Below are 432 nucleotides of genomic sequence, written 5' to 3' on the forward strand. Positions count from 1 at the left end.
CGGCCCCGCGGGCGTCGACCTCGTCGAGGTGGACACGTGGGAGTTCGCGGCCGACGCCGCCGGCCCGGCCGTCGAGCTCGACGTCACCGCGTCCGCCCGCTGCCTCGCGGGCAAGGCCTACGTGGCGGTGCGTGCGACGAACTCCGGGGACGTCCCGGCCGATGTCGCGCTCGCGACGCCGTTCGGGACGCGCGTCGTGAGCGACGTCGCGCCAGGCGCGAGCGCGTACCAGTCGTTCGCGGCCCGGTCCACGTCGCTCGCGGCCGGGGTCGCGACCGTCACCGGCACGGCGCCGGTCGACGGCACCGACGTCAGCACGCCGTACGAGGTCGCGTTCGACGCGCTCGCCTGCGGGGGCTGAGGGCGGACGGGCGCACGTCGCGCCCGGACGTCCCGTGAGCGGGTCGGCGTCGCGGACGCCGGCCCGCTCTG

1 protein-coding gene is annotated in these 432 nt (G+C 78.0%); it reads left to right on the top strand.

The features are described 5' to 3' along the window. On the top strand, nucleotides 1-361 hold a 361-nt coding region (locus tag G3I78_RS48770), incomplete at its 5' end, for a hypothetical protein (RefSeq protein WP_203616554.1). Nucleotides 362-432 lie beyond the last annotated feature (71 nt).

The organism is Streptomyces sp. SID13726 (assembly GCF_010548375.1).
Classification (GTDB): domain Bacteria; phylum Actinomycetota; class Actinomycetes; order Streptomycetales; family Streptomycetaceae; genus Streptomyces.